Origin of the sequence: Microbacterium sp. (assembly GCF_026393345.1) — a bacterium.
GTDB lineage: Bacteria > Actinomycetota > Actinomycetes > Actinomycetales > Microbacteriaceae > Microbacterium.
This window is the reverse complement of sequence record NZ_JAPLAI010000052.1, coordinates 1-25,440: the sequence shown is the minus strand read 5'-3', so window position 1 is coordinate 25,440 and position 25,440 is coordinate 1. Positions and strand designations below refer to the sequence as shown.

At 69.2% G+C, this 25,440-nt stretch carries 21 protein-coding genes, 1 tRNA gene and 3 pseudogenes; 15 read left to right on the top strand and 10 right to left on the bottom strand.

Going from position 1 to position 25,440, the window contains the following annotated elements; translation table 11 throughout:
• The first annotated feature begins 84 nt into the window (after positions 1-84).
• From topA to NT132_RS10070, 5 genes and pseudogenes are all read left to right on the top strand, one after another.
• Positions 85-2,751, top strand: coding sequence for a type I DNA topoisomerase (gene topA, locus NT132_RS10090; RefSeq protein ID WP_297788334.1), 2,667 nt, complete (start codon positions 85-87; stop codon positions 2,749-2,751).
• 20 nt (positions 2,752-2,771) lie between these two features.
• A complete protein-coding gene (tmk, locus tag NT132_RS10085) occupies positions 2,772-3,392 on the top strand; it encodes a dTMP kinase (RefSeq protein WP_297788331.1) in 621 nt (206 codons plus the stop codon).
• A gap of 84 nt (positions 3,393-3,476) precedes the next feature.
• A pseudogene (locus NT132_RS10080) lies at positions 3,477-4,590 on the top strand (DNA polymerase III subunit delta').
• Entirely contained in the window at positions 4,587-6,137 is a 1,551-nt protein-coding gene (locus NT132_RS10075) for an alpha/beta hydrolase (RefSeq protein ID WP_297788023.1), read from the top strand. Before NT132_RS10080 ends, NT132_RS10075 begins: the two are co-directional and overlap by 4 nt.
• 71 nt (positions 6,138-6,208) lie before the next feature.
• Positions 6,209-6,284, top strand: a tRNA-Thr gene (locus tag NT132_RS10070).
• 164 nt (positions 6,285-6,448) lie between these two features.
• Here the strand turns inward: NT132_RS10070 and NT132_RS10065 are convergent.
• The gene (locus NT132_RS10065; RefSeq protein WP_297788017.1) at positions 6,449-7,354 is read right to left on the bottom strand and encodes an EamA family transporter; all 906 of its coding nucleotides are present in this window, start codon (positions 7,352-7,354) and stop codon (positions 6,449-6,451) included.
• A 56-nt stretch (positions 7,355-7,410) separates the two neighbouring features.
• Here NT132_RS10065 and NT132_RS10060 point away from each other — a divergent pair, with 56 nt between their 5' ends.
• Both NT132_RS10060 and NT132_RS10055 read left to right on the top strand, forming a co-directional pair.
• Positions 7,411-9,666 (top strand): efflux RND transporter permease subunit, encoded by a 2,256-nt coding sequence (locus tag NT132_RS10060; protein WP_297788012.1) that lies wholly within the window; start codon positions 7,411-7,413, stop codon positions 9,664-9,666.
• Positions 9,663-10,238, top strand: a complete 576-nt coding sequence (locus NT132_RS10055) for an isochorismatase family protein (RefSeq protein ID WP_297788008.1) — start codon at positions 9,663-9,665, stop codon at positions 10,236-10,238. The genes NT132_RS10060 and NT132_RS10055 overlap by 4 nt, the downstream gene beginning before the upstream one ends.
• Positions 10,239-10,242: 4 nt before the next feature.
• On the opposite strand, the gene NT132_RS10050 is transcribed toward NT132_RS10055, so the two are convergent.
• Positions 10,243-10,896 (bottom strand): hypothetical protein, encoded by a 654-nt coding sequence (locus NT132_RS10050; protein ID WP_297788003.1) that lies wholly within the window; start codon positions 10,894-10,896, stop codon positions 10,243-10,245.
• A 293-nt stretch (positions 10,897-11,189) separates the two neighbouring features.
• Between NT132_RS10050 and NT132_RS10045 the strand changes: the two genes are divergently transcribed.
• Positions 11,190-13,172 (top strand): metallophosphoesterase family protein, encoded by a 1,983-nt coding sequence (locus NT132_RS10045; RefSeq protein ID WP_297788001.1) that lies wholly within the window; start codon positions 11,190-11,192, stop codon positions 13,170-13,172.
• Positions 13,173-13,258: 86 nt separating this feature from the next.
• A complete protein-coding gene (locus NT132_RS10040; RefSeq protein ID WP_297787999.1) occupies positions 13,259-14,341 on the top strand; it encodes a DUF916 domain-containing protein in 1,083 nt (360 codons plus the stop codon).
• Between the two features lie 120 nt (positions 14,342-14,461).
• Here the strand turns inward: NT132_RS10040 and NT132_RS14370 are convergent.
• A pseudogene (locus tag NT132_RS14370) lies at positions 14,462-15,625 on the bottom strand (DUF222 domain-containing protein); the annotation flags it as partial.
• Positions 15,626-15,909: 284 nt separating this feature from the next.
• The gene (locus tag NT132_RS10030; protein WP_297787993.1) at positions 15,910-17,220 is read right to left on the bottom strand and encodes a HupE/UreJ family protein; all 1,311 of its coding nucleotides are present in this window, start codon (positions 17,218-17,220) and stop codon (positions 15,910-15,912) included.
• 203 nt (positions 17,221-17,423) lie between these two features.
• Here NT132_RS10030 and NT132_RS10025 point away from each other — a divergent pair, with 203 nt between their 5' ends.
• A complete protein-coding gene (locus NT132_RS10025; protein WP_297787991.1) occupies positions 17,424-17,768 on the top strand; it encodes an Lsr2 family protein in 345 nt (114 codons plus the stop codon).
• Positions 17,769-17,807: 39 nt separating this feature from the next.
• Here the strand turns inward: NT132_RS10025 and NT132_RS10020 are convergent, their stop codons facing one another.
• The 3 genes from NT132_RS10020 to NT132_RS10010 all read right to left on the bottom strand — a co-directional run bounded on the left by NT132_RS10020 (position 17,808) and on the right by NT132_RS10010 (position 21,244).
• On the bottom strand, positions 17,808-18,275 hold the full coding sequence (locus NT132_RS10020) for a hypothetical protein (RefSeq protein WP_297787988.1): 468 nt from the start codon (positions 18,273-18,275) through the stop codon (positions 17,808-17,810).
• Positions 18,272-19,429, bottom strand: a complete 1,158-nt coding sequence (locus NT132_RS10015; RefSeq protein WP_297787986.1) for a serine/threonine-protein kinase — start codon at positions 19,427-19,429, stop codon at positions 18,272-18,274. The genes NT132_RS10020 and NT132_RS10015 overlap by 4 nt, the downstream gene beginning before the upstream one ends.
• A gap of 171 nt (positions 19,430-19,600) precedes the next feature.
• Positions 19,601-21,244: a molybdopterin-dependent oxidoreductase gene (locus tag NT132_RS10010; protein WP_297787984.1), complete on the bottom strand. Its 1,644-nt coding sequence runs from the start codon at positions 21,242-21,244 to the stop codon at positions 19,601-19,603.
• Between NT132_RS10010 and NT132_RS10005 the strand changes: the two genes are divergently transcribed.
• Positions 21,232-21,378: a hypothetical protein gene (locus NT132_RS10005; RefSeq protein ID WP_297787982.1), complete on the top strand. Its 147-nt coding sequence runs from the start codon at positions 21,232-21,234 to the stop codon at positions 21,376-21,378. The two genes, NT132_RS10010 and NT132_RS10005, sit on opposite strands and share 13 nt — an antisense overlap.
• A 49-nt stretch (positions 21,379-21,427) precedes the next feature.
• On the opposite strand, the gene NT132_RS10000 is transcribed toward NT132_RS10005, so the two are convergent.
• Together NT132_RS10000 and NT132_RS09995 are read right to left on the bottom strand one after the other, a co-directional pair.
• Positions 21,428-21,631: a hypothetical protein gene (locus NT132_RS10000; protein WP_297787980.1), complete on the bottom strand. Its 204-nt coding sequence runs from the start codon at positions 21,629-21,631 to the stop codon at positions 21,428-21,430.
• Positions 21,632-21,698: 67 nt separating this feature from the next.
• A complete protein-coding gene (locus NT132_RS09995; RefSeq protein WP_297787978.1) occupies positions 21,699-22,271 on the bottom strand; it encodes a hypothetical protein in 573 nt (190 codons plus the stop codon).
• Between the two features lie 249 nt (positions 22,272-22,520).
• On the opposite strand from NT132_RS09995, the gene NT132_RS09990 reads away from it, so the two are divergent.
• Both NT132_RS09990 and NT132_RS09985 read left to right on the top strand, forming a co-directional pair.
• Positions 22,521-23,105, top strand: coding sequence for a DUF6611 family protein (locus NT132_RS09990; RefSeq protein WP_297787976.1), 585 nt, complete (start codon positions 22,521-22,523; stop codon positions 23,103-23,105).
• A gap of 4 nt (positions 23,106-23,109) precedes the next feature.
• Positions 23,110-24,108 carry a magnesium and cobalt transport protein CorA gene (locus NT132_RS09985; protein WP_297787974.1) on the top strand — a complete coding sequence of 333 codons (999 nt, stop codon included), beginning with the start codon at positions 23,110-23,112 and terminating at the stop codon, positions 24,106-24,108.
• Between the two features lie 72 nt (positions 24,109-24,180).
• Here the strand turns inward: NT132_RS09985 and NT132_RS09980 are convergent.
• Positions 24,181-24,501 (bottom strand): annotated as a pseudogene (locus NT132_RS09980) (amino acid transporter); the annotation flags it as partial.
• Between the two features lie 70 nt (positions 24,502-24,571).
• Here NT132_RS09980 and NT132_RS09975 point away from each other — a divergent pair.
• Both NT132_RS09975 and NT132_RS09970 read left to right on the top strand, forming a co-directional pair.
• A complete protein-coding gene (locus tag NT132_RS09975) occupies positions 24,572-24,880 on the top strand; it encodes a transposase (protein WP_297787972.1) in 309 nt (102 codons plus the stop codon).
• Between the two features lie 26 nt (positions 24,881-24,906).
• The gene (locus tag NT132_RS09970) at positions 24,907-25,308 is read left to right on the top strand and encodes a hypothetical protein (RefSeq protein WP_297787970.1); all 402 of its coding nucleotides are present in this window, start codon (positions 24,907-24,909) and stop codon (positions 25,306-25,308) included.
• Positions 25,309-25,440 lie beyond the last annotated feature (132 nt).

Here is a 25,440-nt window from a genome sequence, read left to right as displayed (position 1 = left end):
CGAAAGGACCGACCGTTGGCACAGGGCGAGAAGACGAAGACCCGGCACGGCAAGAAGCTCGTGATCGTCGAGTCGCCGACCAAGATGACCTCCATCCAGGGGTATCTCGGAGACGACTACGAAGTCCTCAGCTCGGTGGGGCACATCCGTGACCTCGCCAGCAAGAAGGACATCCCGGCGGACAAGAAGGCCGCGTACGGCAAGTACTCGATCGACGTCGACAACGGCTTCGACCCGTACTACGTCGTCAACGACCGCAAGACGAAGACGGTCGCGGAACTCAAACGCGCCCTGAAGACGGCCGACGAAGTCCTGCTCGCCACCGATGAGGACCGTGAGGGCGAGGCCATCGCATGGCACCTCCTCGAGGTGCTCAAGCCCAAAGTGCCGGTCAAGCGGATGGTGTTCCACGAGATCACCAAGGACGCGATCCGCCAGGCGGCGGAAAACACCCGCGAACTCGACCTCGCGCTCGTCGACGCGCAGGAGACCCGCCGCGTGCTCGACCGCCTCTACGGCTGGGACGTCTCGCCGGTGCTGTGGCGCAAGGTCGGCAGCGGCCGCGAAGGCGCCGCGCTGAGCGCCGGTCGCGTGCAGTCCGCCGCCACCCGCATGGTCGTGGAGCGTGAGCGCGAGCGCATGGCGTTCGTCTCCGCCTCGTACTGGGACCTCCAGGCGCTCGCCGCGCACGCCGACCGCGCCGCCGAATCGTTCGCCATCCGCCTCGCCCGTGTCGACGGCGCCCCGCTCGCCCGCGGCACCGACTTCGACGACCGCGGTGAGCTGAAGAAGGCCGTCATCGTGCTCTCCGAGTCCGATGCCCGCGCCCTCGCCGCCGCCGTGGAGCGCGTGGCGACCGCATCCGTCTCGGCCCTCGAATCCAAGCCCGGAACCCGCAGCCCCAAGGCCGCCTTCACCACCTCCACCCTGCAGCAGGAGGCCGGTCGCAAGCTCTCGATGAGCGCGAAGCACACGATGAGCGTGGCCCAGCGTCTCTACGAGAAGGGGTACATCCCTTATATGCGTACCGACTCGACCTCGCTGTCGAGTCAGGCCATCCGCGCGGCGCGCGAGCAGGCCGTGGCGCTGTACGGCGACCGCGCAGTCCCCGCGAACCCCCGCGTGTACGCCAGCAAGAGCAAGAACGCGCAGGAGGCCCACGAGGCGATCCGTCCCTCCGGCGAGACCTTCCGCACCCCCGCCGAGGTGTCCGGTCAGCTCGACCGCGACGAGCAGCGGCTGTACGACCTCATCTGGAAGCGCACCGTCGCCAGCCAGATGTCCGACGCGAAGTACGAGACGACCACGGTCACCCTCGCGGTCGAGGCCGACGGCAAGCACCTCGAATTCACCGCATCCGGCACCGTCTACACCTTCAAGGGCTTCCTCGAGGCATACGAAGAGGGCCGTGACGAGAAGCGCTCCGACGCCGACAGGGCCGACGACCAGTCGCTGCCGACCCTGAAGGTCGGCGACCAGCTCACCACGCGCGAGGTGGAGCCGAAGGGCCACTCCACCTCGCCGAAGCCCCGCTACACCGAGGCGAGTCTGGTCAAGGCGCTGGAGGAGAAGGGCATCGGCCGCCCCTCCACCTTCGCCGCCATCATCGACGTGATCCTCGACCGCGGCTACGTCACTAAGCGCGGTCAGGCGCTCGTGCCCAGCTGGCTGGCATTCAGCGTCGTCCGGCTGCTGGAGGAGCACTTCTCCGACCTCGTCGACTACGACTTCACCGCCGCGCTCGAGGACGACCTCGACGCCATCGCTCGCGGCGAGCAAGGTCGCGAGCAGTGGCTGCGCGAGTTTTACTTCGGTTCCGAGAACCACGTGGGCCTGCGGAACATCGTCGACAACCTCGGCGACATCGACGCGCGGGAGCTCAACTCCACCCGCATCGGCGACGTCGCGACGCTCCGGTTCGGCAAGTACGGGCCGTACCTCGAGGTCGTCGACCCGACCGACCCGGAGAAGCGCCGCATCGTCAACGTTCCCGAGGACCTCGCCCCGGACGAGCTGACGCCCGCCCGCGCGCAGGAGCTCATCGACGCACCCGTCGCCGGTGACCGCGTGCTCGGCGAGAACCCGGCCAATGGCAAGCTCGTCGTCGTCAAGGACGGCCGCTTCGGCCCCTACATCGAAGAGACCGACCCGGTCGACCCCGATGCGGTCGACGAGAGCACCGGCGAGGTCGACGACAAGCCGAAGAAGAAGACGGCGAAGAAGGATGCGGCGCCCAAGCCCCGCACCGCGTCCCTCTTTAAGAGCATGTCCGTCGACACGATCGACCTCGACACCGCGCTCAAACTGCTCGATCTGCCGCGTGTGGTGGGAACCGACCCGGCCACCGGCGAGGAGATCACGGCACAGAACGGCCGGTACGGTCCCTACCTGAAGAAGGGCACCGACTCGCGCTCGCTCGACACCGAGCAGCAGATCTTCGACATCACGCTCGAAGAAGCGCTGGCCAAGTACGCCGAGCCGAAGTACGGCGCACGCCGTGCCTCCAGCGCGCTGAAGGAGTTCGACGCGGATCCGGTCAGCGGCAAGCCGATCAAGATCAAGGACGGCCGATTCGGCGCGTACGTCACCGATGGGGAGACGAACGCGACGATCCCGCGCGGCGAGACGGTCGACGATGTCGACTTCGAGCGCGCGAAGGTGCTGCTGGCCGACAAGCGTGCGAAGGGGCCGGCCCCGAAGAAGACCACGCGCAAGGCTCCGGCGCGCAAGCCCGCGGCGAAGAAGAAGTGACCGAGGCCGTCGCGTCGTCGGTGCCCCGCGGAGTGTGGATCACCCTCGAGGGCGGCGACGGCTCCGGCAAGACGACGCAGGCGGCGCTGCTCGAGCAGTGGCTGCACGCACAGGGCCGCACCGTGGTGCGCACCCGGGAACCCGGCGGCACCGAGGTCGGCGTCCTGGTGCGCGACATCGTGCTGCACCACCGGGGTGACGTCGCACCGCGCGCCGAGGCGCTGCTCTACGCCGCCGACCGCGCCCATCATGTGGCAACGCTCGTGCGGCCCGCGCTCGAGCGCGGCGACATCGTGCTGCAGGACCGGTACCTCGACTCCTCCGTCGCCTACCAGGGCGCCGGGCGCGTGCTGGATGCGGGGGAGGTGCGTGAGCTGTCGCTCTGGGCTACCGAGGGGGCGCTGCCGGACCTGACCGTGCTGCTCGACCTCGACCCGGCGACGGCGCGGACCCGGCTGGACGCGGCGGACAAACCGTTCGACCGGCTGGAGGCCGAGGCCGCGGAGTTCCACGCTCGGGTGCGCGCGGCGTTCCTGGAGCTCGCCGCCGCGGAACCCGACCGCTTCGTCGTGCTCGACGCGTCGCTCCCGGTCGACGACCTCGCCGCGGCGATCCGCGCCCGCGTCGCCGCCCTGCTCTGACGCGCCCAGCCTTCCGCGCTCGCCCAACCCCGCCACGACCGCCCACTCGCGCGGGGGTCGGGGGTCGCGGTTAGGCTGGTGCGCATGACCTCCACGGCGATCGACACCGATGTGCCGTGGGGCGAGGTATGGGGTCAGGCGGATGCCGTCCAGACGCTGCAGGCCGCCGCATCCGACACCCGCGCCTCAAGCCACGCCCTATGCCTTCGCGGCCGCGCTGATCGCCGAGCCGGGCGATCAGGCCGCCATGCGGCAGGTGATCGCGCACACGCATCCGGATCTGACCGCCCTGCGCACGGAGCAGGTCGTCATCCGCATCGAGGAGGCCCGTCAGCTCGTCGAGCGCGCTTACTACTCGCCGTCGGTCGGCCGTTATCGCGTGATCGTCGTCGAGGATGCGGATCGTATGGCCGAGCGCACCTCCAACGTGCTGCTGAAGGCGCTCGAAGAGCCGCCGGAGCGGACCGTGTGGATCCTCTGCGCCCCGAGCGACGCCGATCTGCTGCCGACCATCCGCTCGCGCGTGCGGACGGTGCGACTGCGCGAGCCCGAGGTCGACGACGTCGCCCGGCTGATCTCGCTGCGCACCGGCGCCGAACCTGCCATCGCCCGGCAGGCTGCCCGGCACGCGCAACGCCACATCGGCATGGCCCGGCGTCTCGCGACCGATGAGGCTGCCCGTGCCCGACGCGACAGCACCCTGCGCGCCGTGCTGTCCGTTCGCGGTGTCGGCGACGCCGTCGAGGTCGCCGGCCGGATCGTGCAGGCGGCGACCGAGGACGCGAAGACCCTCACCGCCGAGCGGGACGAGGGCGAACGAGCAGACCTGCTGCGGATGGTGGGAGTGGCCGAGGGGGCAGCGGTGCCGCCCGCCGTGCGCTCGCAGCTGAACGCGCTCGCCGACGAGCAGAAACGGCGCGCGACGCGCAGCCTCCGCGACGGCATCGACCGCGTCCTCACCGATCTGCAGTCCCTGTTCCGCGACGTCGTCATGCTGCAGTTCGGCCGTGCCGATGGCCTCATCAACGAAGAACTCGCCGCCGAGCTGACCGCGCTCGCCGAGACCTGGCCCACGACCCGCACCATCGCGGTGCTCGATCAGCTTGCGCTCACCCGCCGGAACCTCGAGCGCAACGTCGCTCCGGTGCTCGCGGTCGAGAGCCTGATGATCACGGTCGCCTCCGGAAGGACGCTATGACCTCCCCCCGTCGTCGCACCGCTCGGCTCCTGGCGGTGGTGGCCGGAGTGGCCGCCGCATCCATCGCCCTCACCGGCTGCCTGTTCTCGCCCATCCCGGACCGCACGCAGTCTTCTGCGACGAGTCGCCCGGCGGACACCGACGGCATCGCTGAAGACCTGCTGCCGTTCTACGAACAGGACCTGGAGTGGTCCGACTGCGGTGGGTTCGACTGCACCATGGTCACGGCGCCGCTCGACTGGGAGGACCCGGAGCTCGGCGAGATCGAGCTGTCGGTCATCCGCCAGCGCGCCACCGACGGCGACGCGATCGGCTCGCTGCTGACGAACCCCGGGGGCCCCGGCGCGAGCGGGGTGGATCTCATCCGCCAGTCGCTCGACTTTGCCGTCGGCGAGGTGCTGCCCGCCTCCTACGACATCATCGGCTTCGACCCGCGCGGAGTCGGCGAGTCCACGGCGGTGCGCTGCTACGACGCGGCCCAGATGGATGCGTACCTCTTCGACATTCCGCCGGGCACCCGGGGCTCAGCCGAGTGGAACGCGGATCTCGTCGCGGGGGAGCAGGCGTTCGCACAGGCGTGTCAGGCAAACTCCGGCGGCATCCTCGAGTATGTGACCACGACGCAGTCCGCCCGGGATCTCGATCTGCTGCGGGGTGTCCTCGGCGACGCGAAGCTGAACTACCTCGGTTACTCCTACGGCACGTTCCTCGGTGCGACCTACGCCAAGCTCTTCCCGGAGCGGGTGGGCCGGCTCGTCCTCGACGGTGCGCTCGACCCGTCGGTGTCCGAGAGCGATGTCTCGACGACGCAGGCGATCGGCTTCGAGAACGCCCTCCGTACGTATATGGCCAGCTGCCTCGCCGACAGCGGTTGCCCGTTCGCCGGCAGCGTCGACGACGCCATGGCCGACCTCGGCACTTTGCTCGCGCGCGTCGACCGGTCCCCGATCCGCAACACCGACGGCCGGATGCTGGGAGCCGACGCGCTGCTGACGGCCATCGTCGCCGCGCTCTACTCCGAGAGCAGCTGGTCCTACCTGACCGCGGCGCTGGCCGGAGCGGCCCAGGGCGACGCGGTCACCGCCTTCGAGCTCGCCGACTTCTACTACAACCGCTCCGACGGCGTGTACCTCGACAACTCCACCGAGGCGTTCACGGCGTACAACTGCATGGACTACCCGACCGAGACTCCCGAGGAGCAGGCGGCAGCGTCGGCGATCCTCGCCGCGCAGGCGCCCATTGTGGCGCCGTACTGGGAGTCGGATGTCGACGGCTGCGCCTCCTGGCCGTTCCCCCCGACCGGCGTGCGCGAGACCATCACCGCGGACGGCGCGGCTCCGATCGTCGTGATCGGCACCACGGGCGACCCTGCGACGCCCTACGACTGGGCGGTCTCGCTTGCGGATCAGCTGAGTTCCGGCGTCCTCATCACCCGCGTCGGCGAAGGTCACACCGGCTACAACAAGGGCAACACCTGCGTCGACAGCGCCGTGGAGGCGTACCTGCTCGATGGCACCGTGCCGGAGGACGGCCTGCGCTGCGAGTAGAGGCCCCCGCGTTCGCGGGCGTGCGAACGAGCATGTAAGATCGGTGATCGTGCAACGCGCCAGCGAAGCGCGCCGCCTTAGCTCAGACGGCAGAGCGATTCACTCGTAATGAATAGGTCAAGGGTTCGATTCCCTTAGGCGGCTCCACACGACGGAGGGTCCCGGATGGGGCCCTTTCGTCGTTTCCGGGACGGCGTCCCGGGGGACGAGGCGCTCCGTCGCATCAACCACGCCGCGCGCGCTGGGGCGGCAGCTCGTGTGGCTTCAGCGTCCGCGTTCCCGCCGTAACTGCCACGTGAAGGATGCTGCCCTCACGCCGCGCCGAGCAGCGCCCCGGCTGCGAGAGCCAGGGCGAGGCCCACCCACTGCACCGGCGCGATGCGTTCGCGCAGCACCAGGGCGGCGAGGAGGATCGTGCCGGCCGGGTACAGCGCGGTGAGCGCCGATACGATCGACAGGTCGCCGATCCGCAGCGCCGCGAGGAGCAGTGCGTTCGCGGTCGTGTCGAGGATGCCGCATCCGATCGCCAGCATCCATCCGCGTCGATCCCAGGAGCCCGCGCCCGTACCGGCTCCCGCGCCCGTACCGGAACCCGCGCTCGTGCCTGCGCTCGACGACCGCCGCCGCAGGACGACCACAGCGATGATCAGCAGCACGATGACGAGGTTCACCGCGCGCCCGGTCACCAGCGGCGTGAACCCGCTCGCCTCCCCGGTCTGGTCGAGGCAGATGAGCAGTCCGCCCACCGCGACGCCGGCGCCGATCGCCATGACCACTCCGCGCAGCGACGGCCGGACGGCGCCGCGTTCGGGTACGAACCCGACCAGCACCACCGCGACGACGGCGACACCGAGGCCGGCGTAGCCGAAGGGTGCAAGGGTCTCGCCGCCCACCGTCAGCCCCCAGGTCATCGGGGCGATCGCGGACACGACGGCCGTGAGCGGCGACAGGATGCTCATCGGCCCGATCGCGAGGCACGCGTACAGCAGGAGCAGCGCGATGACCCCGAAGACTCCCGACAGTGCACCCCACACGAGGTCGCTCGTCACCCACGCGAATCCGACGATCGGCGTCAGCACGAAAAGCACGATGAGACCGGATGCCACGGCCACGGCGGTCGCGATGAGCGAGGTGAGCCGACGCGCGGCGAGGCCTCCGAGGAAGTCGGCCGACCCGTAGACGAGTGCCCCGACGAGGGCGACGATGACGGCGAGCATGGTCGCCCCAGACTAGGCGGTTCGCCAAACGCAATTTAGCTAGATAAGCTATCTACATGACAAACCTGCGATCCACCGACCGGAAGCCCACCCGATGGCTCCGCGTCGGCATCCCCGTGCTGCTGGTGCTGATCTGGCTCGTGGGTGGATCGATCGGTGGACCGTACTTCGGCAAGGTCAGCGAGGTGTCGACGAACGACTCCTCCGCCTACCTTCCCTCCAGCGCCGACGCGACCCAGGTGCAGGACCGCCTGGCCGACTTCACCGGGGGTGAGACCATCCCCGCCATCGTCGTGATCGCGGGCGACGGCGAGCTCACCGACGCCGAGATCGCCGACCTGCAGGGCGTCACCGATGCGATCGGCGAGGTCGACGGCGTCTCCGGCGACGTGTCGCCGCCCGTGCTGTCCGAAGACGGCAGGGCGGTGCAGATCTTCGTGCCGCTGGATTCGACCGGCAACATCGACGACATCGTGGGGGAGGTTCGCGACGTGGTTGCGGACGACCTGCCCACGGGTCTTGACAGCTGGGTGACCGGTCCCGCCGGGTTCACCGCCGACCTCGTCGCCGGCTTCCTCGGCATCGACGGTCTGCTGCTGGTGGTGGCCCTCCTCGCAGTCTTCGTCATCCTCGTCATCGTCTACCGCTCGCCGCTCCTGCCGGTCCTCGTGCTCCTCACGTCGCTGTTCGCGCTGTGCGTGGCGCTGCTGACGGTGTGGTGGCTGGCCAAGGCCGGGGTGGTGGTGCTCAACGGCCAAGTACAGGGCATCCTCTTCATCCTCGTCATCGGCGCCGCGACCGACTATGCGCTGTTGTACGTCGCCCGGTTCCGAGAATCCATCGGACGAGGCGACACCCGGTGGAACGCGACGACATCCGCGTGGCGCGGGGCGTTCGAGCCGATCCTCGCCTCCGGCGGCACCGTGATCGCGGGTCTGCTGTGCCTGCTGCTCTCCGACCTCGCGACCAACCGCGCGCTCGGTCCGATCGCCTCGATCGGCATCGTGTTCGCCGTGCTGTCCGCCCTCACCTTCCTGCCGGCGCTGCTCGCGATCTTCGGCCGGGCCGCGTTCTGGCCGTTCATCCCGAAGGATGGCGGCACCCGCATCCCCGAAGACCTCACGAAGAAGCAGAAGGGCTTCTGGGCCCGCCAGGCCGGCTTCGTCGCCCGTCACGCCCGTCCGGTCTGGATCATCAGCACCGTCGTGCTCCTCATCGCCGGCGCCGGGGTGCTGCAGCTCAAGGCCGACGGTGTGCCCTCCAGCGACCTCGTGCTCGGCGCATCCGATGCCCGTGACGGTCAGGACGTGCTCGCCGAGCACTTCCCAGGGGGCTCGGGCAGCCCGGTGTACGTCATCGTCCCCGAGGACAAAATCGCGGATGCGGCGACCGTGCTCGCCGCCGACGACGGCATCGACAGCGTCGCCGTCACCTCCGAGGACTCGCCGACCGGTCAGGCCGGGGTGACCGTCGAGGACGGCGAAGCCGTGCTCACCACGGTCGGTCCTCCCGGAGCCGCCGCGCCCACCGCCACCGTCTCGGACGGCGACGTGCTGCTGGTCGCGACGCTGACCGATGAGGCCGATTCCGTGGCCGCCGAGGACACCGTCCGCGGTCTCCGCGTCGATCTCGACGAGGAACTCGGTGAAGACGTCGCCCTGGTGGGCGGGGTCACCGCGACCGACGTCGACACCAACGACACATCGATCCGGGACCGGACGCTGATCATCCCGCTGGTGCTGCTGGTGATCCTCGTCATCCTGATGCTGCTGCTGCGCTCGATCCTCGCCCCGGTGCTGCTCGTGCTCAGCGTCATCGTGTCCTTCGCCGCGGCCCTGGGGGTCAGCGCGCTGGTGTTCAACCACGTGTTCGGCTTCCCCGGCGCGGACCCGGCGGTTCCGCTTTACGGCTTCGTGTTCCTCGTGGCCCTCGGTATCGACTACAACATCTTCCTCATGACGCGGGTGCGGGAGGAATCCCTTGTTCACGGCACGCGCCGAGGCATCCTGCGGGGTCTGTTCGCCACTGGTGGGGTGATTACGTCGGCCGGTCTCGTACTGGCATCGACGTTCGCCGCGCTCGGCGTCATCCCGATCCTGTTCCTCGCGCAGCTGGCGTTCATCGTCGCCTTCGGTGTGCTGCTGGACACGTTCATCGTCCGCTCACTGCTGGTGCCGGCGCTGGCGTACGACATCGGCAAGAAGATCTGGTGGCCCTCGAAGCTCTCCCGGGTGCCGGACGACGTGGATGCGGATACTTCTGCACCGGAACCGATGAGTCGAGCGGAGTATCGGCGTACCCTCGAATCGTGACCAGGGCACTGTTTCTCGTCGACATCCAGAACGACTTCACCGAGCATGGCGCACTCGGCGTCGAAGGTGGTGATGCGGTCGCGCACCGCGTCACCGCCTTCCTCGAGTCCCATGCCGGCGACTACGAGATCATCGTCGCCTCCCGCGACTGGCATGACGGCGACGGCGACAACGGCGGCCACTTCGCCGCGGAGCCCGATTTCATCGACACGTGGCCGGTGCACTGCGTTGCCGGCACGGTCGGCGCGGAGTACGACGACGGCTTCGACGTCGGCCGGGTCACCCACCATCTGAAGAAGGGGCAGGGCAATCCCGCCTACTCGCTGTTCGAAGGGGTCTCCGATGACGGCGTCACCGCGACGCAGCTGCTGGAGCAGCACGGCATCCTCGACATCGACATCGCGGGGATCGCGACCGACTACTGCGTCCGTGCCTCGGCACTCGACGCCATCGCCGCGGGGCGGCACGTGCGGGTGTTGACCGACCTCATCGCCGGCGTTCACCCGGACTCGAGCGAGAGGGCCCTTGCCGAGATCGCGCACGCCGGGGGCGAGCTGATCTCCGCAGACTAGGCGCTCATTCGATCCAGAGCACCACTCCCGTCATCCCGGTGAGGACGGCGGCGACGCCGGCCCGGATCGCATCGGCGCCGCGTTCCGGGGTGAACGACTCCGGGTCGAATTGTGTCGCCGACCCGAGGCCGGAACCGCGGAACCCGGCGCCCGTCCACTCGACGGCGGTGACGTTGGCGGTCGGTTCCGCAAGTTCCGCGCCGAGCACGAGGAACGGCACCTCCAGATGATTCGGCGTCACCGTGGCGAGCGGGTCGATCAGATCCTCGCCGACGGTGACGATCAGTTCCGGGTTCAGCTCCATCGCCTGGACGATGCCGCGGATCGCGTCGCCGTCCGCATCCACTCGACGCAGGTCCACCGACTCGGCGGCGGCCCACGCGGTCACGGCCGCGGCCAGCGTCGCGGTGGTCTCGTCGGCCCCGCGGGTGAGGAGCACCACGCGGTACCCGGGGGAGGGCGACACGCCTTCCCATGAGCCGGACGCCGGCGTCACGGTGGCCTCGGGAGACGGTGACGCGGACGGCGCGAATCCGGTGGCCGGCATGCCGACCGCTGTGGTGTCGGGGCGGGGGGTGGTCCAGTCGGCGGCGCCGCACCCCGACAGGAGCAGGACGGCGGCGGTCAGGGTCGTCGCGAGCGCGGCGCGGTGATGCACAGGGGGGTCCTCGTCGGGTGGGCAACGGTGGTGACTCCAGGATGCGGCCGGAATGTGCCGCATCCGGGCTCCCCGGGGCCGAGTTCCCGCATTGTTCGCCCGATCAGTGCCCAGCGTTCACCGGCGCGGTCGGACACCTGCGCGGAAGCCGCCGATCAGCAGATGTTCCCTTTTGCGACGCCGCACGGGTCACCGAGTGTTCACGCCCGGGCAAGGTGACACCTCGATCGTGGACGTCGGGCACCCTCCGTGTGCGCCCACCCCACTCCCTTCCCCACAGAAACGGAAGACACATGCTCCTGGTAGCACCCTCTCGGCCCACCGGCCGCGCGGCACTGTGGTTGTCGGCTGCGGCCGTCACGGCGGCCCTGGCCGTCGGTGGCGTCATCGCCGTCGCACCGACCGCAGCGCACGCCGCCGACACCGCGTCTTACACCGGCATCGTCCTCGGCGTCGGTTCCGACGAGACCCAGCGCACGCTCAGCTGGTACACCTCCACCGACAGCGCGCAGGTCGTGCAGGTCGCCCCGACCGCGTCGCTCGTGAACGGCGCGTTCGGCGCATCCGTGACCACGTTCTCGGCGACCGGTACCGCGAACATCGCCACGAGCGGCGGGTACAACCGCCACGCGGTCGTCTCCGGGCTCCAGGAGAACACGCAGTACTCCTACCGCGTCGGTGCGGCCGACAACTGGTCGTCCACGTACTCCTTCACCACGCAGTCGTTCGAGGGAGACTTCGACTTCCTGTTCTTCGGCGACCCCCAGATCGGCGCCTCCGGGAACGTCGCGAAGGACGGCGCGGGCTGGGCCGACACCCTCGGCGTGGCGCTCACCGCCAACCCGAACGCCGAGCTTCTCGTCTCCGGCGGCGACCAGGTCGAAACGGCCAACACCGAGACCCAGTGGGACGCGTTCCTCGCCCCCGACCAGCTGCGCCAGTACCCGTGGGCGGCGACGATCGGCAACCACGACGTCGGCGGCAAGGCTTACGAGCAGCACTTCTACACGCCGAACACCGACTATTCGGATGCGTACTACGCCAAGGCCGCGCAGAAGTCGACCACCTCGGGCGGTGACTACTGGTACATCTACAAGGACGTGCTGTTCATCGATCTGAACAGCAACAGCTACAACTCGGCCACCGGCGGCGGGGACGCGGCCCACGTGCAGTACGTCACGGATGTGGTGAACCAGCACGGCGCCGCCGCCAAGTACACGGTGCTCGTCTACCACCACTCGATCTACTCCGCCGCGGACCACGCGAAGGACAGTGACAACAAGGTGCGCCGGGTGGACTTCCCGACGACCTTCTCGAACCTCGGTGTCGACCTCGTCCTGCAGGGCCACGACCACGTGTACACCCGCAGCTACGAGATCAAGGACGGCGCGAAGGCGAACGCCGACGAGCAGCCGGGCGCGAACGATGTGTTCGTCGGCGAGGGCGGGGTCATCTACATGACCGCGAACTCCGCCTCGGGATCGAAGTACTACGACATCACCGCGCCGGACACCAGCGGCACCAGCGGTGCCGGAAACGGCGCCGACCCGCTGAACCCGCAGAACTACTGGTACGACTCGGTGGAGAACCAGGAGCACGTCCGCAGCTACGTCAAGGTGCAGGTCAAGGCCGACGAGCTGGTCGTCGAGGGCATCCGTTCCGGCACCTGCGACGCACCCAACGCGGCCGTGGAGCTCGGCAAGGTCGGCTGGTGCGGCACGGAGGGGTCGATGACCCCCGTCGCCGGCGTCGGCACGGTCATCGACAGCGTCACGATCCACCCGTTCCACGGTGACGGCGAGGAGATCCAGGTGGATGTTCCCGCGGCCGCCCCGGGCGAGTTCGGGTGGACCATCGACGGCCAGAACGGTCTCGTCGATCTCGGGACCGCGCAGGAGACCACCGAGGGCTCCTTCGAGGCCACGGGCGAGATCAACCCGATCAGCGTCTCCGACACCCGCTCCTCGCTGGCGCCCTGGTCGCTGACCGCGGTCGTGGGCGACTTCACCGACGGCGGGAAGACCTTCTCCGGCAGCTACCTGGGCTGGACCCCGAAGGTGCTCACCGCCGGTGCCGGTGCGGTCGCGGGCGCCCCGGTGGCGTCGGGCTTCGTCGGCGGCACGGGTCTCTCGGTCAGCCGCGTGCTCGGCTCCGGCGCGCAGGGTCACGAGAAGGGTCAGGCGCTCCTCGGCGCAGACCTCGATCTGAAGCTGCCGGCCGGTACCGATAAGGGCAGCTACCGCGCGACCCTGACCGTCACCGCGCTCGCCGGCTGACGACAGATCGCCACCACATCCGTGGGGGAGGGCCTCGCCCTCTCCCACGGATCGTCCCGTTTTCCGCCACGTCCGAAAGCCCTCTCGTGAACGCATCCCCCGCCTCCCGCCGCCCTCCCATCCGGGCGTTCTGGGTCACCGCCCTCGCCGCTCTCACCGTCGTCCTCCCCGCTCTGCCCGCGCACGCCGCCGGCGCCGACGACGTCACCTGGACCGTCCGTACCGCATCCAACGATCTCGGTTCCGAACGCACGAACTTCACCTACACGGTCGATCCGGGCGGTTCGCTCACCGACGCCCTCGTCATCGCCAATCACGGCGATGAACCGGTCGACCTCTCCGTCTACGCCGCCGACGGTTTCACCTCCGACGACGGGCAGCTCTCCCTGCTCGTGTCAGGGGAGCCGTCGCGAGCGATCGGCACCTGGATCACGCCCGAGACGCAGACCGTCACCGTCGCCGCAGGCGCGACCACCACGGTGCCCTTCACCGTCAGCATCCCGGACGATGCCACGCCCGGCGACTACGCCGGCGGAGTCGTGACCTCCCTCACCGTCCCGGATGCGGCTACCGGCGTCAGCGTCGACCGGCGTCTCGGCATCCGGGTGAACCTGCGGGTGGGCGGTGAGCTGGCACCGTCGCTCGCCATCGAGGACATGTCCGTGTCGTGGAACGGTGGCCTCAACCCGTTTGCGGGCGGCGACGCCACCGTGACCTACACGCTGCACAACACGGGCAACGCAGCGCTGTCCGCGCAGGCCGCGGGCCAGGTGGGCGGGTCGTTCGGTTGGTTCGCGATGGACGCTCCTGCGGGGGATGCGGTGCCGGAGCTCCTGCCCGGGGAGAGCTGGACCCGCACGGTGACGGTGCCCGGCGTCGCACCACTGTTCGTGCTGCTGGCCACTACCTCCGTAACCCCGGTCGTCGTCGACGCCTCCGGTTCCACCACACCGATCGCCGTGGTCACCGGGACCGCGCTCGGCGCGGCGATCCCGTGGACGCTCCTCGTCATCGTGTTGTTGCTGGCTGCCGCCGCGTTCCTGTACCTCCGCCGTCGTGGTCGTCGCCTCGCCGCCGAGAAGGAGCGCGAAGACGCTCGCGTCACCGAGGCTGTCGCACGGGCGCTGGAAGAGGAACGGGCGAAGACTGCGTCGGTCTCGGCCGGCTGACCGGGCGGCGCGGGTGGGGCCGGCGCTGCGCTGCCGTGCTGCCGTGCTCGCTCGTGTCAGGTCGTGGATGCGGTGGTGGCAGGTGGTGCAGAGCAGGATGCCGTTGTTCAGGTCGGTGGGTCCGGTGTCTCGGTGCCACCAGCGGAGGTGGTGGACGACGGTCATGCCGGGTGGGGCGCCACAGGAGGCGCAGCCGCCGTCGCGCTCTGTGAGGGCGAGTTTCTGGGCGGGGGTGAAGAGGCGTTTCGCTCTGCCCCAGTCGAGGATGTCGCTGGTGCCGCCGAGGACGCAGGGGATGATCTGGGCGTCGGCGGCGAGGCGGCGGGCGGTGGGGATGCTGACCGGGGCGGGGACACCGTCGATGGTCGCCGACCCGGTGCAGGTCTGCAGGTCTTCCAGGGTCATCCGGACGATCACGGTGGTGGTGGGGCGTTGCGGGATGGTGTCGCAGCCGAGCGCGTGTCGGCACAGGTCCGCGAGCGCATCCGCCCGCATCTGCGCCACCGTGCGGGTGTCCTCGATCACCGGGCCGGCATCACCACCCCGGGCGGCGTCCCGCCGGCGGCGGAGCATCCCGGTGACGAGTCCTTCGACGGCCGCGTTGATGGGTGCGGCGGTTTCCGGGTCGAGCCGTCCGGTGAGGACGATCATGCCGTCCCGGTCTTCGTGGATGGACAGGGTGCGGTTGCGGCGCCGTTCGGTGTCGCGGGGTTCGATACCGTCGGGGTCGAGGTGGGCTTCGGCGCGGAGGATGAGTTTCTGCAGCTGATCCAGGGTCAGTCCCGGTGCGCGGTCCACCAGCATCCGCTCCACCCGGTCCAACGCTGCCGGGTCGGCGCGCACCGCCCACCGGTCGCACGCGGCGACGATCACTCCCGCCGCGAGCGTCCCCATCGTGGTGGCGTTCACGGCGGCAGCGACGTGCGGGTACTTCGGCGGGGCCTGATGCCCGGTGAGCGTCATCCGCGGTGTGGTGGATTCCCCGATCCGCATCGCCCGGGCAGCTTCCCCGGTCGTGGTGCCGACCACGGTGGAGATCATCACCGCCGCCGACCGGAACCCGTTCTTCCGGGCCAGGGAATCCGCGCCCAGCTCGGTGCGGGACTGCCGGCCGATCTCCGCCGCCACCGGCGCGAGTGCCGCATCCGCCGCCCGCCGCAGGGTGCCGAGCGCCTCGCTCAACGCCACCAGCTCACCCGCACCGAGGCCCTCCGGCCGCCCGGTCGGGCACAACTCCCGGGCCCGGTCCAAGGCCCGGTGTGCGGTGGTGAACAGATCCTCCATGGGAACAACTGTACGAACCACCTCCGACATTGAATCGAAGAAATGTTCGCAGGGACGTGAGAGTCACCCACCGGACACAACGGCGGAGATCATGCCCGGAACGGGCCCGGGGAGCCCGAAACACGACCTATCCCGCACGATCTCCGCCGTTGTGCCGCCCCCCAACTGTCCGCGCCGCCAGCCCGTCCACCGGAGGAGCGAGCATCCGGCCTCCCGGCGAGCGCAAGCCCACCGGAGGCGCGAGCATCCGGCCCCAGGCCGAGCCGCTCACGTATCGGCGATCCTCACACCTGCACCCGCCGCGGATCGCGCGTGCCGAACCACAGGGCGGCGACCATGGCCACGAGCGCGAGATAGAACACCACCGGGAAGCGGGCGATGGTGTCGAACAGGGGCTGCAGCATTGACGGCTGATCCGTGCCGATGCCGACGATCCAGGCGACGGCGGCGATGATGGCGATCGTGCCGACGGCCACTCGGAACCCGGCGTACGCGCGAGCGTGCGACAACCAGATCAGCAGGGGGAGCACCAGAACGGCGGCGACGATCTGCGCCAGTTCCACACCGATGTTGAACCCCAGGATGGCCACGAGCTTCTCCCCGAAGCCGAGATTCAGGTCGAGGATCGTGGTCGCGAAGGCTGTGCCGTGGACGAGGCCGAATACCCCGGCGATGAGCAGTTCACCGCGGGGGAGGAGCGGCCGGATGGCGTGGACGGCGGCGACGATGATCGACACCGCCACGAGGATCTCGACCGGTTTGGTCGGGAACGACACCACCCCCAGCGACACCAGCGCCAGCGTGATCAGGTGTCCCGCGGTGAACGCGGTGATGATGAGCGCCGCGCGGCCGATCGTCCGCTTCACGGGGATCGGCTGGGTCCACCGCAACCCCCGCTTCGCGCGGAGCGCCACCGACGGTGCCACCACGAGCAGGGTCGCCAGGAACAGCAGGTGGTCGGTGCCCTCGGCGATGTGCAGCATCCCGAGCCGGATCACGGCGAGGAACCCGTTCACCGGCGACGGCGCGGTGCGGTCGATGGTGATCTCCGTCACGCCGCCCCCGAGGATGCCGACCACGCTCGGGTCCCCTTCCGTGAGCTGCCCGTCGTTCCAATCGCTGACGAGCGACACGTAGACCTGGTGGGACGGGACGACATCGACGATGAACTCGTCCTCGAGCGTGATGCTGCCCTCGATGGGCCGGCCGCCGTCCGCGAAGTGGATCGTGGTGACGATCGCGTCCTCGCCGTTGACGCGCTCGAAGACGGGCGCGCTCGTCACCGTCGGCGCGAGGCTCGACACGCTGTCGGTGACGGACACGCGATGGAGGATGAACGTCATCAGATTGTCGGCGATGGCATCGAGCGCAGCCTGATCGGTGCCGATGTCGTAGCCGGTCGCCGCGACGAACCCGGCGTTGTGGATTTGCATCTCCACGTCCACCGCATCCGAGCGCACCGTCACCAGGACGCCGGTGGTGCCAGCGGGGTGGGCGGATGCGGCCTGCGCCGGGACGATGACGAGGAACAGGGTGAACACGGCCGCGAGGGCGGCGAACAGCAGGCGGGGCAGGCGGGGCAGGACGGACAGCACGGCGCGACGCTAGTGGGCGCGAGAGAACGACAGGCGAACCGATGGCAACGAGATATCGCCGTGCCGCAGGCCGCCTCGATTCTCCTGGAATTGTGAATTGCGCAATGCGCCACGGATTCCCCGTTGATACCGCTATTCTGGAAAACATATCCGGTATCCACTCCGGAATTGATATCTATCCGAAGAACCGAAAGCAGGAATCCATGGCGAAGAAGGTCACCGTTCAACTCGTCGACGACCTGGACGGCACGCCCATCCCCGATGGGGAAGGCGCGACCGTGGTGTTCTCCGTCGATCGCAAGAGCTATGAGATCGACCTTTCCGACGACAACCAGGAAAAGCTCCGCGATGCGCTGGCGCCGTTCATCGACGCCGGCCGTGTCGTCTCGTCCGCGGCGCCGCGGGCTCGGGCCGCATCCCGCCCCACCGCGTCCAACGGGCACGATCTGACCGCCGTGCGCGCCTGGGCGCGCGAGAACGGATTCACCGTGTCGGACCGCGGTCGCGTTCCCGGCACCGTGCTCGAGGCATACGACGCCGCGAACTGACAATCGGGCTTCTCGCTCGGACGGAGAAGGGAATGGCGCTCAGTCGCCGTTCCCTTTTCCGTTGTTCGACTTCCCTTTGTCCTTGCCGCTATTGCCATCGTTCCCGTTATTGTTCCGGACTTTCTCGTCATCCGGCGAATCGGTGACGACGGGATCTTCCCCGGCCGGCTCTTCCACGAGCGGTGTCTCGGAGATGTCGGGGACGGGTATGAGCGCGGTCAGGTCGGCGCGGACGAGGTCGAGCGCCGCCTGGATGCGGGCCGCCATATCCGCGGTGATCGTTCCAGCGTCGAGTGCTTCGGTGAGCTGCTGTTGCAGGGCATCGACCTCGGCGAGCGCCGACGTGGTGTCTCCGGCGGCCGCCGCATCCGCGATGGCGACGACACCTGTCTGCAGTGCGTCCGTCGGCGTGGCGTCGGTGCCACCGCAGGCGGTGAGGGCGAGCGCGAGGACACCGGCGCCGAGCGCCGCACCCACGCCCCGCCGCATCCGGCTCGCGAGATTCACGGTGTCACCTCGTCCATCAGGTCGTGCAGATGGGTGTTCAGGGGTTCGACGACGGCGGGCAGGGTCGGCGCGGGGTCGGGGGAGCCCGCGGTCGACAGGGCGAACCAGCTGATTCCGGCGGCCACCAGGACCGCCGCGCCGATACCACCCAGCAGCATCCGGCGGCGGACCGGTGTACGGCGGCGCGCGGCGGAGGTCGCCGCATCCGGATGCAGCACGGCAGTGGGTTCGTCCAGGGGAACGGTGCGGGCGGAGGTGGGGAGCGGCGGTGCCGTCGGCATCGTGGCGAGGACGGCGTCGAGGTCTCGCTCCGCATGGGGCAGGGCGGATGCGGCGACGGCGACGTCGAGCGCGCTCGGCCGGCCGGAGGGGTCGGTCACGGTCATCGCGGTGAGGAGTTCTTGCCACGAAGGCGGCAGCGAGGAGGGGATCTCGGGCGGACTGACCAGACGGGCGACGATCGCCTCGGGGCCTGACGTCTGCGGATACGCACGCCGGCCGGTGAGCGCCTCGATGAGGACGAGTCCCAGGGCGTAGATGTCGGCGGCGGGGGTGATCGGCTCGCCGCGCACTTGCTCAGGGGCGAGGTACGCCGCGGTGCCGATGAGGGTCCCCGGGGTGGTGAGCCGGGTGGTGTCGATCAGATACGCGATCCCGAAATCAGCGAGTTTCACCCGGAATGCGCGATCGGGGAGGGTCGAGGGGGTGGTCAACACGTTCGACGGCTTGATATCGCGGTGTACGACTCCTGCCGTGTGCACGGTGTGCAGCGCCTCAGCGAGATCTGCTGCCGCCGCGGCGACCTCGCGGGCCGGCAGGGGACCTGCGGTGATGTGCTCCCGCAGAGTCTCGCCGGCAATGAACTCCATCACGAGGAAGCTTGGGCCGTCGGGCGAGAGGACGGCGTCGTGCAGGGTCACGAGCGAGGGGTGGTTCAGGCTCGCCAGCAGCTGTGTCTCGGAGCGGGCGCGGGCGGCCTCGGTCACCTCGCCGCCGTCACGGAGGATCTTCACGGCGACCTGTCGACCGAGCACGGTGTCTGTCGCGCGGAAGACGCGTGCCATCCCGCCCTGCCCGACGAGAGCCTCGAGCCGGTACCGGCCCGCCACGAGATCGCCGACATCAGCGGCATCGGTCGTGAAAGGCTCGGTCATGGCACGTCCGGGGTCGGGGCAGAGCGGTCCCGGGGACGGGCCGCTGGCTCACTATGGCACCCCGGCGCGTCCTCGCGACTGCCCCTTGCGTGAGGGTGGTCTGTCGCTTAGAGAACGAGACGCCGCGGATGCGGGTCGTTCACGAGACGAGACGTCGCGGATACCGGCCGCTCAGGAGACCGAGACGAGTGTTCGCTGCCAGCCGCTGGACCCGTTCGGTGCGATCGGGGCGGATTCCTCGATCTGCAGGTTGCCCGCCTTGTCGATGGCGCGGACCGCGATGTAGTGCGTGCCGGAGGTCGCCTCCCACGGCAGGTACCACTGCACCCAGGTGTCGTCGTTGATCGGGGTAGACAGGGTCGCGCTCTGCCACGGTTCATCATCGATGCTCACCTCGACGCGGGCGATACCGACCGACTGCGCCCACGCCATCCCGGCGATCGGCACAGTGCCGGGGGCGATCGTCGTACCGATCTTCGGGGTATCGACGCGGGAGGAGAACTTGATCGGGGCTTCTGCGCTGTAGCCGCGCGGCGTCCAGTACGCCTCGTCCTTCGCGAACGTCGTCACGGTCAGCCCCGTCAGCCACTTGGTCGCCGAGACGTAGCCGTAGAGCCCCGGCACGACCATCCGCACCGGGAAGCCGTGCTCGAGCGGCAGCGGCTCGCCGTTCATGCCGACGGCGAGGATGGCATCCCGCCCATCCTCGAGCAACACCTCCAGCGGCGTGCTCGCCGTGTAGCCATCGACGCTCCGCGACAGCACCATGTCGGCGTCCGCATCCGTTCCGGCCAGCGCCAGCACGTCGCGAAGGGGGATGCCGAGCCACACGGCATTGCCGACGAGCCCGCCACCGACCTCGTTCGAGACGCACGTGAGGGTGACCGCGTATTCGTCGACACCCATCGCGAGCAGGTCGTCGAAGCTCAGCTCGACGCGGCGGTCGACCATCCCGTCGATCACCAGCCGCCAGCCGGCGGGGTCGATGCTCGGCACCGTCAGTGCGGTGTCGACGCGGTAGAAGTCGGCGTTGGGGGTCAGAAGCGGGGTGAGGCCCGGCACATCGAGTTCGGCGCCGGCCGGGATCGTGACGCGCGAGCGCGGGGCGGGAAGGCGGAGCGCCTTCCGGATCGCCTCGACCGAACTCGTGGCGACGGTGGCGAGCCGGGACCCGACGCCGACGACGATCGCGGACGCCGCAACGATGGCGGCGAGCCCGAAGAACGACCGGCGGTCGAGGCGCGCCTGCTGCGCGGGCTCCGGATGCGGCTTCTCTGCGTTCTCGACACGCTCCGGATGCGGCTGCTCGGCCGGCGTCGTGCCGCTCGGGGTGGTCGGTGCCGTCGCTGCCGCCCACCGTCGCAGCCGTCCGATCGTAAGGACGAGGCACACCACGCCAGCCACCGTGCCGAGGAGCGGCGGTAGCCAGGCGAGAGCGCTCGCCCCCGGGCGGGTGATGATCGCGGCGAGGGCGAGTGCGCCGCCCACCGACAGCAGCGCAGCACCGAGCCACACGCGGCGCAGCGCGAGGAGCCCCGCGACCGCGGCGGCGATCACCACCGCAAGGCCGAGGCCGATCAGCAGCGCCGGCTTATCGAAGGAGCCGAACGTGGTGATCGCGAGTTCTTTCAGCGGCCTCGGCACGATGTCGATGACGAACGAGCCGACCGCCAGCAGGGCGCTGGACTCGCGGGCGACGAGGGCCGCGACGCCTTCGGTGACGGCGAGGAGCGCCGCAGCGCTGATCACACCGGATGCGGCCGCCCAGACATGGCGTCGGGGCGGCCGCAGGGTGTCGGCGCGTGAGCGGGTCATGTCGGTTGTTCGGCACCGAGACCGGAACGGATGGGAAGAGCCATGGCATAGTGATCGCGTTCGTCGCGAGCGACCAGGCGAGCTTCGTCACCGGCGCGGTGATCGCCGCGGACGGCGGGCGCACCGCGATCTGACGCTCCGGCCGGTGCGGGGCGTCCGGGCCGCCGTGCGCGTCGCCGCCGGTTACTCCGGCCGGCGGCGACGGCGCACGATCGCGACGATGACCAGAACCACCCCGACCACCAGGACGATCGGGCCGATCGTCGCCCACACGGAAGAGCCGCTCATCACCGAGCCACGCAGGACGTCGAAACCCTGTAGCGTCCACACAAGGCCGATACAGCTCAACAGCACACCGACGACGAGCAACGGCCAGATCCGTCTCATGCGGTCACCCTAGACCCGAACCGTCCGCGGCGCGCGGCCTGCGGCATCGCGGACGCTTCCTGCAGCCTCAGCGTCGGATGTGGCGGCCGCACAACGGGGCATCCTCGGCCTCCTCCCCGTCTGTCACAGCCGGATGAGGTGTCGACGGCGTGTGAAGGTCGCGCAGCACGATCAGGCCAGGGCATGGCAGGGCGATGAGATCGCCGGGACGGATGTCCACGGGGAGCATGACCGCTGCGGCGCTCGTGTCGCCGGCGCCGAGGGCGGTCATAGCCCTGTGTGGAGCGATGGAGACCCGACCGATCACGCGAGCCTCTGCCCACACCGGAGTGGTGCGGGAGAAGGACGCATCGAGCCTGACAGCCGTCTGCGCAACAGCATCCCCCGCATCCACCGTCAGGACGGCGGTGACGATGACCGAGCAGTCGGCGGTCGAGGAGGGTCGACCCTTCGTCCCCGGGATCACGGCCGGCCCGGCGTGTACGCACGGCGTTCCGCATAGTTCCGCATAGCGGAGCATCGAGACGCCCGCCATGACGATGTCGCTGGTCGTGGGCTCGGTGGACTGCGGCCAGTGGTCGATGACGAGCGGCGCCGGGAGGGAGTACCGGAGGGTCGGGAGGATGTCGGTGAGTGTCATGCCGTCACCGCCGGGAACATGGGGGTGGTGGTCGGGGGGACGGCTGCGGCGCAGCGGCGTATGTGAGGCATGTCCCTGGTCTAGATCGAAAATCCTGTCTGGAAAAGATGCCTAACGGAACACGAATGACGGCGTGCCTGACTGGTCGACTCACGCCATCACGATCGGAATTCACGCGGTCGGGGATGCGGTCGAGCCTCCGGTATGCCTCCCTAACGGAACGCATGCGGGAGAAGGCCGAACCCTGACATGATCCGTGCGTCGCGCGGCGGCGATCCGTTCTTTACTGGAACGATGTCGGCGACGGTGAAGGATCGGCTCCAGGGCGCGCTGCTCGGAGACCACCCGTGGGGGCAGCTTCGGACGACGGGCGGAGCACACGGCGTTTGGGTCTGGAGCCTCACCGTGTATCCTCCCGGAACCACCACGCGAGAGCGATGGGCGCTGGCCGCCGACCGGTTCGCCCCGGCACTGGGGGCGGTCGTCGGGCTGTCGGCGTGTGCGTTCGTGGCGAACTCCGTGATCTGGCTCGCGGGCCTGAGCATCGTGCTCGGCGGGCTCCTGTTCACCTCCGCGTCCCATCGCTTCACCCGGCGACTGCGCCGCGGGGTGCGCACCCTGCACGTCTCCGTTGATGTCCGTTCCGACCCGCCGACCATCGCGGGCGATGTCGAGTTGCTCAACGCGATCTACCTCGAGCTGACCCGTCTGGACGGGGACAGTGCCCTGGAACCCGTCGCGTACGAGCAGCGATGGGGGTTCGCCTATGAGCGGATGCCGTCATCGGCTGCCGCCCGGGGGCCTCGTTTCGGCACCGTAAGCCGGGAGGGATGACCGGATGCCGATCATCGACAACGCCGTCTACGTGGCGGGCAAGCGCATTCGGAATCCTGACAGCCTCGACCAGACCTTCGAGTACATGCGGGATCAGCAGGGGATGGCGTGGATCGGCCTGCTGCGCCCCACCGAGGGAGAGGTCCGCCGGGTCGCGAGCGAGTTCTCGTTGCACCCGCTCGCCGTGGAAGACGCGTTGGCGGGCCATCAGCGGGCGAAGCTCGAGCGATACGGCGAGGTTCTGTTCGCCGTGCTGCGGCCGGTGCGGTACGTCGACTCGACCGAAACCGTCGAGTTCGGCGAACTGCACATCTTCGTCGGGCCGGATTTCGTCGTCACGATTCGACGGGCGGCGCTGCCGAACCTCGCGCGGGTGCGCCAACGACTGGAGCATCAACCCGATCTGCTGTCGCTGGGCCCCGAAGCTGTTCTGTACGCCATCGTGGATGAGGTGGTTGATGAGTACGCGCCCGTCATCGAAGGCATACAGGGGGAGATCGACCAGATCGAAGACGAGCTGTACACCACCGGTGACGCGCACCTCTCGCGGCGCATCTACGTCCTGTCCCGTGAAATCATCCAGTTTCAGCGCGCCCTGGAACCGCTGCAGAGCATGCTCGCCGCGCTCCAGCAGGGGTCGGGAAAGCACCCGGTGGACATCGAACTGCAGCGTTTGCTGCGCGACGTGCATGACCATGCCCTGCGCACCACGGAAAAGCTCACGGCGCAGCGCGCCATCCTGCAGAACGCGCTCACCCTGAACGCGACTCTCGTGACGCTTCGACACACAGAGGCCGCTCTCGCACAGAACGAACAGGTGAAAAGGATCTCCGCCTGGGCGGCGATCCTCTTCGCCCCCACCCTCGTCGGCACGGTCTACGGGATGAACTTCACGTTCATGCCCGAACTCCAATGGACGTGGGGCTACCCTTTTGCGCTCTCGCTCATGGCGGGCACATCCCTGCTCCTGTGGCGGGCATTCCGCTGGCGCAAGTGGCTCTGAACGGACGTGGAAGAGCCCCCTGCCGCGGCCGGCGCGCGACGGTCGCGATGTCGGAGCCCGTGCGCCTGAGCGCTAGCTGACGTGGATGGTGGGACGTCGCTTCGCGTCCGGCTCGGCCTCTCGCAGGACCTCGCGAGTGACCGGTGCGACCTCGCCGGAACCCACGAACAGGAACTTCAGCATGTTCGAGACGGGATTGCCTTCGGTCCACTCGAAGTACGCGCTGGGAATGACGCCGGTCTGGTCGCGGATCTGCAACAGGACTGGCGCGAGCGTGTTGGGAATGTTCGCGCTGTTGACCATCAAGACGCGGAAGCCGTGCTTGACCACCCCTTCGACGACGAGTTCCTCTTCGAAGTCGGATGAATCGGTCGGATAGACCTCGAGGAAGATGGGACTGCTGCACGAGTAGGTGACATCTGATCTGGCTTGCCCGAGGAGGTGGGCCTGGAAGGATGGCATCGTGCCCAAGCCCTACCCGTCCGAGTTCCGTGACGACGTCGTGCGCGGCGCGAGGAGCCGTGAGGCCGGAGTGACGATCGAGCAGATCGCGAAAGACTTCGGCGTTCACCCGATGACATTGCAGAAGTGGCTCCGCCGCGCGGACCTCGACGAGGGCATTAAGCCCGGCCAGACCCGGACCGAGGCTGCGGAGATCCGTGAGCTGCGGAAGCGGAACCGGTTGCTGGAGCAGGAGAACGAGGTCCTCCGGCGGGCCGCGGCATATCTGTCGCAGGCGAACCTGCCGGGAAAAGATGGTACCCGCTCGTGACAGAGCTCGCCGAAGCAGGGATCCCTGTGACGGTGACGTGTCGGGTGCTCAAGCTCTCCCGCCAGCCCTACTACCGATGGCTGGCCAACCCCATCACCGATAGCGAGGTGGCCGAGGCGTATCGTGCGAACGCGTTGTTCGACGCGCATAAGGATGACCCCGAGTTCGGGCATCGGCTCCTCGCCGACGAGGCCCGTGACGCGGGCGAGGGCATGTCGGATCGAACCGCGTGGCGGATCGCCTCAGCAAACGGCTGGTGGTCCGCGTTCGGGAAGAAGCGGGGACGTAACGGCAAGAAGCCGGGCCCGCCGGTCCACGACGACCTGTGCGCGGTCGTCGACGAGGACGGCCGGACCCGGCACGTGTTCGCCGCCGAAGCCCCGAACCAACTGTGGCTCGTGGACATCACGGAGCACCGGACCGCTTGAGTTCCAGCCATCGTCGCAACACTCCGATCGAGGAGTGAGTGTGATGGCTATACGAGCAAGGGGTCGAGAGAACGCGCAGTACAAGGCGAAGGAGCGGGATGAGTTCTTCCGCCGCCTTGATCGCGGTGGCAC